The sequence below is a fragment of the Mycobacterium sp. genome (assembly GCF_040509115.1).
Lineage (GTDB): Bacteria > Actinomycetota > Actinomycetes > Mycobacteriales > Mycobacteriaceae > Mycobacterium.
Genome location: NZ_JBEVLO010000130.1, coordinates 1 through 8,896, shown reverse-complemented (window position 1 = coordinate 8,896; position 8,896 = coordinate 1). Strand labels below are relative to the sequence as shown.

General features: G+C 69.1%; 9 protein-coding genes. 5 read left to right on the top strand and 4 right to left on the bottom strand.

Annotated features, from left to right (window positions below):
• The first annotated feature begins 38 nt into the window (after window positions 1–38).
• The 3 genes from glmM to ABW137_RS10005 are packed head-to-tail and all read left to right on the top strand — an operon-like array spanning window position 39 to window position 3,146.
• Window positions 39–1,373, top strand: a complete 1,335-nt coding sequence (gene glmM / locus ABW137_RS10015; protein ID WP_526399396.1) for a phosphoglucosamine mutase — start codon at window positions 39–41, stop codon at window positions 1,371–1,373.
• A 40-nt stretch (window positions 1,374–1,413) separates the two neighbouring features.
• Window positions 1,414–1,719 (top strand): DUF7162 family protein, encoded by a 306-nt coding sequence (locus ABW137_RS10010; protein WP_526399394.1) that lies wholly within the window; start codon window positions 1,414–1,416, stop codon window positions 1,717–1,719.
• A complete protein-coding gene (locus tag ABW137_RS10005; RefSeq protein ID WP_526399392.1) occupies window positions 1,719–3,146 on the top strand; it encodes a hypothetical protein in 1,428 nt (475 codons plus the stop codon). Before ABW137_RS10010 ends, ABW137_RS10005 begins: the two co-directional genes overlap by 1 nt.
• A 47-nt stretch (window positions 3,147–3,193) precedes the next feature.
• Here the strand turns inward: ABW137_RS10005 and ABW137_RS10000 are convergent, their stop codons facing one another.
• Together ABW137_RS10000 and ABW137_RS09995 are read right to left on the bottom strand one after the other, a co-directional pair.
• On the bottom strand, window positions 3,194–3,793 hold the full coding sequence (locus tag ABW137_RS10000; RefSeq protein ID WP_526399391.1) for a GNAT family N-acetyltransferase: 600 nt from the start codon (window positions 3,791–3,793) through the stop codon (window positions 3,194–3,196).
• Window positions 3,794–3,835: 42 nt separating this feature from the next.
• On the bottom strand, window positions 3,836–4,714 hold the full coding sequence (locus tag ABW137_RS09995; RefSeq protein WP_526399389.1) for a LysR family transcriptional regulator: 879 nt from the start codon (window positions 4,712–4,714) through the stop codon (window positions 3,836–3,838).
• 70 nt (window positions 4,715–4,784) lie between these two features.
• Here ABW137_RS09995 and ABW137_RS09990 point away from each other — a divergent pair, with 70 nt between their 5' ends.
• Entirely contained in the window at window positions 4,785–5,501 is a 717-nt protein-coding gene (locus tag ABW137_RS09990; protein ID WP_526399387.1) for an SDR family NAD(P)-dependent oxidoreductase, read from the top strand.
• Between the two features lies 1 nt (window position 5,502).
• Here ABW137_RS09990 and ABW137_RS09985 read toward each other — a convergent pair whose 3' ends face one another.
• Together ABW137_RS09985 and ABW137_RS09980 are read right to left on the bottom strand one after the other, a co-directional pair.
• Complete coding sequence (locus ABW137_RS09985; protein WP_526399385.1) at window positions 5,503–6,543, bottom strand: LLM class F420-dependent oxidoreductase; 1,041 nt, start codon at window positions 6,541–6,543, stop codon at window positions 5,503–5,505.
• 104 nt (window positions 6,544–6,647) lie between these two features.
• Window positions 6,648–7,493, bottom strand: a complete 846-nt coding sequence (locus ABW137_RS09980; protein ID WP_526399383.1) for a dienelactone hydrolase family protein — start codon at window positions 7,491–7,493, stop codon at window positions 6,648–6,650.
• Between the two features lie 88 nt (window positions 7,494–7,581).
• Here ABW137_RS09980 and glmS point away from each other — a divergent pair.
• Window positions 7,582–8,896: glutamine--fructose-6-phosphate transaminase (isomerizing) (gene glmS / locus ABW137_RS09975; RefSeq protein WP_526399381.1), on the top strand; the 1,315-nt coding region annotated here is incomplete at its 3' end.

Genomic DNA, 8,896 nt, shown 5'->3' with positions numbered 1-8,896 from the left:
CCCGGCCACGCACTGCTCGCGGTGTATCTAGGAGGAGTATGGGCCGGCTGTTCGGCACCGACGGAGTCCGTGGCGTCGCCAATCGCGAGTTGACCGCCGAGTTGGCGGTGGCGCTGGGGTCTGCCGCCGCCCGACGGCTTGGGTCCGGGACCCAGGCCCGCCGGGTCGCCGTCGTCGGACGCGACCCACGGGCCAGCGGCGAGATGCTCGAAGCAGCCGTCATCGCGGGCATCACCAGTGAGGGCGTGGACGCGCTACGCGTCGGTGTTCTGCCGACGCCCGCCGTCGCGTACCTGACCGGTGCCTACCGTGCCGAATTCGGTGTGATGATCTCCGCATCGCACAATCCGATGCCCGACAACGGCATCAAGATCTTCGGCACCGGTGGGCACAAGCTCGACGACGACGCCGAAGACCGCATCGAGGACCTCGTCAGTTCGGGTCCTGGCACGCGACCGGTCGGCGCGGACATCGGCCGCGTCGTCGACGCCGAGGATGCTCTCGGACGCTACTTGGCGCACGTCGCCACGGCGGCCCCCGATCCGCTCGACGGGCTGACCGTGGTGGTGGATTGCGCGCACGGCGCCGCGTCGACCGCCGCGCCGCTGGCTTACCGCGCTGCGGGCGCCAATGTCATCGCGATCAACGCGGAACCCAACGGGCTCAACATCAACGACGGGTGCGGATCCACGCACATGGACGTCGTCCAGCAGGCCGTGCTGACCCACGGTGCCGACCTGGGCCTGGCGCACGACGGCGACGCGGACCGCTGCCTTGCGGTCGACGCGACGGGGCAGATCGTGGACGGCGACGCCATCATGGTGATCCTCGCGCTGGCCATGCACGAGGCAGGTGAGCTGGCATCGAACACGCTGGTGGCCACCGTGATGAGCAATCTCGGCCTGCACCTAGCGATGCGCGGTGCGGGCATCGAGGTGCTGACCACCGCCGTCGGCGACCGCTACGTCCTTGAGGAACTGCGTTCGGGCGATTACTCACTGGGCGGCGAGCAGTCCGGCCACATCGTGATGCCCTCACTGGGCACCACCGGTGATGGGATCGCCACCGGGTTGCGGGTGATGGCGCGCATGGCGCAGACGCGGTCGACTCTCGCGGCCCTGGCCGCACCGATGAAGACGCTGCCGCAGGTGTTGATCAACGTCGAAGTGGCTGACAAGGCCACTGTGGCCGAGGCTCCCTCGGTGATCTCCGCCGTTGCGCAGGCCGAGGCCGAGCTCGGCGACACGGGACGAATTCTGTTGCGGCCGTCGGGAACCGAGCAGGTGGTCCGGGTCATGGTGGAGGCGGCCGACGAGAACACCGCCCGACAGTTGGCGTCACGCGTCGCCGAGTCGGTCAGCGAACAACGCTGAGGCGTGGAACCGGATCGGCCCGCTCTGCGTCGTAACCGGCATGGGAGAAACCGAATCCGCGCGCGTCGACGTGGGCGCGCTGCTACTGGTCGCCCGTCGCTATGACGAGGTCGCCGATTCCGTCGACGAGGTGGCGCGAACCCATCTGACCCGGCTTCGCTTCGACGGTGCCGCCGCAGGTCGCGAGTACGCACCGCGCGGCGACTCGCTGCGACAGGCCGTCGGCGAGGTCGTCGCACAGCTGCAGACCTGGTCTCGCGCGTTGCGTGAGATTGCCTCCGCAATCAGGGTCTCTGCCGCTCACTATGCCGATGTCGAGGCCCGTGCCGCCGCGCGGTTGGCGTGATGGACGGCAGCGAGTACGACACCGCTGCGCGGCTGGCGGAGGGCAGCCACGCCGTCGAGGTGGTCGAGGAGTACGTCGTGGCGTGTCATCGGCTCGGTTACCGACACCAGGACCTCACGGCGCGCGCCGGACAGCTACGCGATTGGTATGGCAGTGAGGACGGCCTCGACCTGCCCGCGCTGCACGCCGACAGCGCGTCGTTCGCGGCAGCGGCGGGCGAGGCTGAGGCCGCCGCACGCATGCACGTCGACCTCGAGGCCCAGTTGGCCAGGGCGTGGAGCGGTCGAGGCGCGACGTCAGCTGGTGAATTCGCCTGGCGCAGTGGTAGGTCCGGCAACGAGGTCAGCGGCGCGGTCAGACGGGTTGCCGATGCATTGGGGTCGCTACGGGATGAGCTCTGGCGTGCGGTCGACGCGAAGGTCGACACGGTGCAGGGCATCGACGCCAGGCATCAGGCGCAACGCGCCGAGTGGCTCACCGCGGCCAGGACGGTGACCACCGGTGCGGGTGATCTGGCTGCGGCCAGTGAGCTCGTCGACCTCCAGGTGAAACCCTTCGTGCACAACGACATTGGATCGGAATGGGTGGGCGCCATGCGCTCGACGATCGCGTCGATCGGCACGGCGTACGACACCGCGATTGCGGCGGTGTCCACCGGCGCTCCCGTCGTGTTCGAGGTCCCTGGCGAATTTGGTCCGCGCCCCGAATTCGCCGCCGTCACTCAGTCGGCAGGCACCTCGGAGGCCGCGGCGTCGGTGTGGCCGGGGCCTGCTTCGGTGGCCGCGGTGTCCCCGGCTGCCGCCGCGGTACCTGCCGTGGTACCTGCCGCCGTGGTACCCGCCGGAGGCGCACCGGCGCCTGCCGATTGGATGGCGCCCGCGCCCAGCGCATCCGCGTGGCCGCCACCGGCCGAGCCCGCGGGCGCGCCGACCAGTCCAGGGTTGGCCTCGCCGCCCATGGGTGAGGTGGGCGGTGCGCCGTCGTCGTTCGGCGGGCTCGCGGGATTCGGTCAGCAGTTGGCCGACCTGATCGGGTCGCTGTTCGGATCGGCCGATGCCGCGGCCGTGGAACCCGCGGCGCTGGAGGAACTGACCGATGGTCCCGACGTCGTCGATCCGGGGGCCGAGCTCACCGATGAGGACGGCACGCCAGCCGAGGACGGCGCGCCAACCGAGGAGGAGGTGGCCCACGACGCGGCCTGTGACGACCAGAGTGCGGACCCGCAGGCCGACGGCGAACCCGCACCTGAACCCGAACCCGACCCCGAACCCGCGACGACCCCCGAACCCGCGACGACCGTAGTCCCGCCGCCACCCGTAGAGCCACCGCCGCCTGACTCGCCGATCGTCGCGGAAGGTCTCGCAGGGCCCGCGGAGCCGACGCCGTGCGAGATTGCCGCAGACGAGCTGCCGCAGGTGGGGGAGTAGCCCGCGCCGGATGCAACGTGCATGCCACGAGCAGCTGAGCCCCGTGGCTAGGTTTCGGGACGTGCGTCGTCGTCGCTCAGACGGGCATGAACGTGCATGTCGTGCCAGCCGTCGGCATGCAATGCCGCACCGCGCCGAATACCCTCCGCTCGGAACCCGGACTTCACGGCCACCCGGCAGGACGCGGGGTTGCTGGTGGAATGATCCAGTTCCAGTCGATGGAAGCCTGCGCATCGGAAAGCCCACTGGGACAACGTGACGACGGCCTGGGTGCACACGCCTCGGCCCCGCGACGTCGGGCACATCCAGTAGGCGACCTCAGCCGTCGCGTCGAGCAGATTCAACCCCTTGAGTGCGATGCGGCCCAGCAGGACTTCGTCGTCCGGGTCGACGACCGCCCAGTTGCACTCGGACTCCTTCGCCCAACCACTCTGCCAGCGTGCAATCAGCTCGAGCGCCTCATCGATCGAATCAGCGCGTGCCACGTGCCATCGCCTGATCGCCGGATCGTCGAACGCCTCGACGACGGCGGCGGCATCGTCGAGAATCCACGGTCGCAGCAGCGCGATGCCTTGGACCGCGATCGTGGGTTGGGGCGCCGCTGAGAGCGCGCCTGCGGGCATGGCCGGGGGAAACAGGCTAGGCACGCAACCATCTTGCCTCGTGGCCGAAGCCGGATCGGGCGTCGATCAGATCGTCTGGTCGCGGCACGCCAGCGCCGCGGTGACGAACTCGTCGCGCACGGCGTCGGCGACCTCGGCATTCCAGATCAGCGTGACGCGGCTGGGCCCCACGTCTTCGATCGGGATCACCCGCACGTCGGGGCGCCGGTAGAACTTCGTGGTGGACCGCGGCAGGATCGCGAAACCCTGTTGCGCCGCTACACCTTCCAACTTCTCTTCGACGGTGGAGACCGTCTTGCGGGAGGAGGCGCGTCGTTGTTCGGCGTCGGCGACCGCATACCATTCGGGCACCGTGCCCGGCGGTTGAAGGAGTCGTCGCGACGCCAGGTCACTCAGGGTCAGTGTCGTTCTCGCCGCCAACGGGTCGGCTGCCGAGATCAGCGCATCCCGCGGTTCCTCCAACAGCGCAGCGGTGCCCAAGCCGGCGGAGTCGACCGGTTCCCGCGCATACACGACGTCGGCATCGCCGCGGTGCACGGCATTGACCTGGTCATTCCACATGATCGCGGTCACCTCGGCCCGCCGATGGGGATCGGCCGCCTCGAACATCCGGACCGCCGCCGTGGCCAACAATCCGGGAAGTACTCCAACGGACACGGTGACCAACGGCGTCGATGCCTGAAAGAGTCTCTCGCGCAATGCCTTCGACTCGGCGATCAGGAAGCGAGCGTCTTCGAGCAGTTGAAGGCCTGGCGCGGTCAGCGTGGTGCCCCGTGAGTCCCGTGCGAACAGGTGCGCGCCGAGCTCGTCCTCGAGGGCCCGGATCTGGCGGGACAGCACGGGTTGGGCGATGTGAAGGCGCTTGGCCGCCCGCCCGAAGTTCAGCTCCTCGGCGACGGCCACGAAGTAACGCAGCTTGCGCATGTCGAGATCGGGGCTGGCCATACCCCGAGGGTATCGCTCGACGACGAAAAGGGTCTTGGACGGACGGGACGGGCGCGCGGAACGTGGAGTCATGAGTTTGAAGAACACGACAGTCCTGGTCATCGGCGGCACCTCTGGCATCGGTCTTGGCGTCGCCGCCGCGGCCGCCGAGCGTGGCGCCATCCCCATCGTCGCGTCACGAAAGCAATCCAGCGTCGATCGCGCCCTGGCGGAGTTGACCGATGGCGCAAGCGGATTCGCCGTCGACTTCGCCGACCCGGCGGCGCTCGAGCGGTTTGCAGGTGAGGTCGGCGAGATCGACCACCTGGTGTACACCGCGGGGGACTCACTGGTCCTCGGCACGTTGGCCGAGCTGAGCGGCGAGGTGATCTCCGACTTCTTCGCCACGCGCTTCATCGGCGCGCTCAACGCGGTGCGGGCGTTCGCCCCACGCATCAGGACGGGTGGATCCATCACGCTGACCACGGGGACCGCGGCGCATCAGCCCAAGTTCGGCGTCCTGCCCGTCAGCGTCTGCGGTGCCATGAACGCCGCGATGACCGCGTTGGCCGTCGAACTCGCGCCGATCCGCGTCAACGCCGTGGCCCCCGGCGTGGTGCGGACGCCGCTGTGGGACTCGTTCGCCGCCGAGCAGCGCCAGGCGATGTTCGACGCGACGGCCGACGAGCTTCCCCTCGGCCGGATCGGTGAGGTCGAGGACGTGGCGCGGGCCTACGTGTACTGCATGGAGCAGACGTTCGGCACCGGCGTCGTCGTGACGGTCGACGGAGGAACGCTGCTGGGTTAGTTCAGTTCGCCAGTCCGACGAGTTCCTCGCAGAAGCGCACCGTTTCGCGTTCGTCACCGGACAGCGGGTGCACCAGCATCGTGGTGACTCCGGCCTCGGCGTAGGCGGCCAAGCGCTCCTTGACGAAACTGGCGGGCCCAACGAGTGACACGTTGCGGACGAGGTCGTCGGGCACCGCGGCGATCGCCTCGGCCTTGTTGCCCGAAAGGAAGAGATCCTGGATGCGGTCGGCGACCTCGCCGTAGCCGTAGCGGGTGGCCAGGTTGTGGTAGAAGTTCTTGCCGCGGGCGCCCATGCCGCCGATGTACAGCGCGAGTTGGGGTTTCGCCCATGCCAGCCGCTCCTCGACGTCGTCGCCGATGGCCAGGCTGGCCGAGACCATCACGTCCAGCGGGCCGAGCTCCGGGTCGCGCTTGGCGGCGCCAGCGCGCAGGGCGTCACCCCAGACGTCGTCGGCCTTCTCGGGGTAGTAGAACAACGGTTGCCAGCCCTCGGCGATCTCGGCGGTGAGCTCGACGTTCTTGGGTCCCAGCGCTGCGATCGCGATCGGAATGCGTTCGCGCACTGGGTGATTGATCAGCTTCAGCGGCTTGCCGAGCCCAGTGCCCCGGTCCGCGGGCAGCGGGACCTGGTAGTACTTGCCCTCGTAGGACACCTTCTCACGGCGCCATACCTGGCGGCAGATCTCGACGACCTCGCGGGTGCGGCCCAGTGGCGCGTCGAACGGGATGCCGTGGAACCCCTCCACCACCTGCGGTCCCGAGGTGCCGATGCCGAGCCGGAACCTGCCGTCGGAGACGTAGTCGACGCCCGCGGCGGTCATCGCAAGAAGCGACGGTGTGCGGGTGTAGATCGGGACGATGCCGGAGCCCAGCTCCATGGTCGAGGTCTTGGCGGCGAGGTAGCCCAGTTGGCTGATCGCGTCGTACGAGTACGCCTCCGCCACCAGGGCGATGTCGACACCGCACTTCTCCAGTTCGACGACCTGGTCGGCCGCCTCGCGGAAGCCGCTCGCATAGCTCAGGAAGATTCCGGTGCGCATCCCGGAGTTATACCACTCCCAACCAGTTGGTTGGGGTATCGGGTAGGCGACGACGGCTGCTAGCGCGCCCAGGTCCTCCGGTGCCAGCCGGTCAGGACTGCCGCCTAGGGCTTGAGCAGGGCGACGACCTTGTTCTCCAGCTCGAGCGGGTCGCCGGAGAACGGATCGAGCACCTCTGCCTTGGGCAGCGCCACGTCCGGGTCGGCGAAGTCGCGGTAGGTCTTGTCCCCGGCGAGCACGTGCAACAGATAGCCGGTGAGCAAGGCACGGACCGTCTTCTGCGTGCCCTTGTCGGCGCCGGGAAGCTTCAGGGCGCGAGCCAGTCGGCGGCCTTCGACGAGGCCGCCGGCCGTTACCTTGCTCACGTCCCGCAGCGTCGCAGGCTTCCAGGCCCGGGCCAACTCGACGGCGTTGGAGCGCAGCGACATGGGATCGCCGGGGTCGGCGAGGATCAAACCAGGTACCCGCAGCGTCGCCGCAGGTTGTTCGGCGCGCGGTGCACTGACGGTCGGGAACAGCGCCACCGCGGTCTTGAGCCTGTCGGCCATGCCTGCGGCGGCGAAAACCGCGGCAGAACCGCCGAAACCGTGGCCAGCGACGCCCAGCTTCGTGGGGTGCACGCTGATCTTGCCCGGCCCCAACCGCACGCCGGTGATGATGTCGATGGTCGTACCCAGGTCGTATGCCAGATTCAGCACCGACGGCGAGATCCCGGTCTCGGTGGCGGGCGCGGCCGCGACGATGCCCCACGACGCCAGGTGCTCGAGCGTGCCGGCATAGCGGTCGGCGGCGGCCAGCCAGTCGTGGCCGAACGCCACACCCGGCAGGTTCATCCCCGATTCGGGGGTGTACACGATCCCCGGCAAACCGGCGAAGGCCAGGTCGCCGCGGAGAACGCGATGCGGACCCCGACGGGTCAGTGCAGCGAAGAGCTTCTTCGTGCTAGCCACCCGATGACCGTAGCGCAGAGCTGGGCAATGGGGCTGCTCGCGTGCACGCGAAGAGCGGAAACCGCGGGCTGCACTACCCTAGTGAGCCATGTGCGGAATCGTCGGCTACGTCGGGAAGCGTCCAGCCCGCGGCATCGTGGTCGACGCCCTGCGCCGGATGGAGTACCGAGGTTACGACTCCGCCGGCGTGGCATTGCTCGACGGCGCGGGCGGAATGGCAGTACGACGCCGGGCGGGCAGGTTGGCCAACCTGGAGGCCGCCCTCGCCGAAGCCGACTCCGAGGGGCTGATCGGCAGCACCGGAATGGGCCACACCCGATGGGCCACCCACGGCAGGCCCACCGACCGCAACGCCCATCCGCATCGTGATGCGGCGGGCAAGATCGCCGTCGTCCACAACGGGATCATCGAGAACTTCGCCGCGCTGCGCGCCGAGCTGGAGTCCGCGGGCGTCGAGTTCGCGAGCGACACCGACACCGAGGTCGCGGTGCACCTGGTGTCCTGGCAGTACCACCACGGACCCACGGCCGGTGACTTCGTAGGCTCGGTGATGACGGTGCTGCCACGCCTAGAGGGCCACTTCACGCTGGTGTTCGCCAGCGCGGACGACCCGGGCACCATCGTCGCGGCGCGCCGCTCCACTCCGCTGGTGGTGGGCGTCGGCGACGGTGAGATGTTCCTGGGGTCCGACGTCGCGGCCTTCATCGAGCACACCCGCGAAGCCGTCGAGCTGGGTCAGGACCAGGCCGTCGTGATCACCGCCGACGGCTATCGGATCACCGACTTCCACGGCAACGAGGACGTCCCTTCTCGGCCGTTTCACATCGACTGGGACCTGTCCGCCGCCGAGAAGGGCGGCTACGAGTACTTCATGCTCAAGGAGATCGCCGAGCAGCCCGCCGCGGTCGCCGACACGCTCCTCGGGCACTTCGCCGACGGCCGCATCGTGCTCGACGAGCAGCGCCTGAGCGATCAGGAGCTCCGCGAGATCGACAAGGTGTTCATCGTCGCCTGCGGCACGGCGTACCACTCGGGGATGCTGGCGAAGTACGCCATCGAGCACTGGACCCGGCTGCCGGTCGAGGTCGAGCTCGCCAGCGAGTTCCGCTACCGCGATCCCGTGCTGGACCGCAGCACGCTGGTGATCGCCATCTCGCAGTCCGGCGAGACCGCCGACACCCTCGAGGCCGTGCGCCACGCCAAGGAACAGAAGGCCAAGGTGCTGGCGATCTGCAACACCAACGGCAGTCAGATCCCCCGCGAGTGTGATGCCGTGCTCTACACCCGCGCCGGGCCGGAGATCGGCGTCGCGTCGACCAAGACGTTCCTGGCGCAGATCGCCGCCAACTACTTGGTGGGGTTGGCGCTGGCCCAGGCGCGCGGCACCAAGTACCCCGACGAGG

Excerpts from the sequence above, each read along its gene's own strand:
- glmM (WP_526399396.1), top strand. The coding sequence starts at position 39 with ATGGGCCGGCTGTTCGGCACCGACGGAGTCCGTGGCGTCGCCAATCGC.
- ABW137_RS10010 (WP_526399394.1), top strand. The coding sequence starts at position 1,414 with ATGGGAGAAACCGAATCCGCGCGCGTCGACGTGGGCGCGCTGCTACTG.
- ABW137_RS10005 (WP_526399392.1), top strand. The coding sequence starts at position 1,719 with ATGGACGGCAGCGAGTACGACACCGCTGCGCGGCTGGCGGAGGGCAGC.
- ABW137_RS09995 (WP_526399389.1), bottom strand. The coding sequence starts at position 4,714 with ATGGCCAGCCCCGATCTCGACATGCGCAAGCTGCGTTACTTCGTGGCC.
- ABW137_RS09990 (WP_526399387.1), top strand. The coding sequence starts at position 4,785 with ATGAGTTTGAAGAACACGACAGTCCTGGTCATCGGCGGCACCTCTGGC.
- ABW137_RS09985 (WP_526399385.1), bottom strand. The coding sequence starts at position 6,543 with ATGCGCACCGGAATCTTCCTGAGCTATGCGAGCGGCTTCCGCGAGGCG.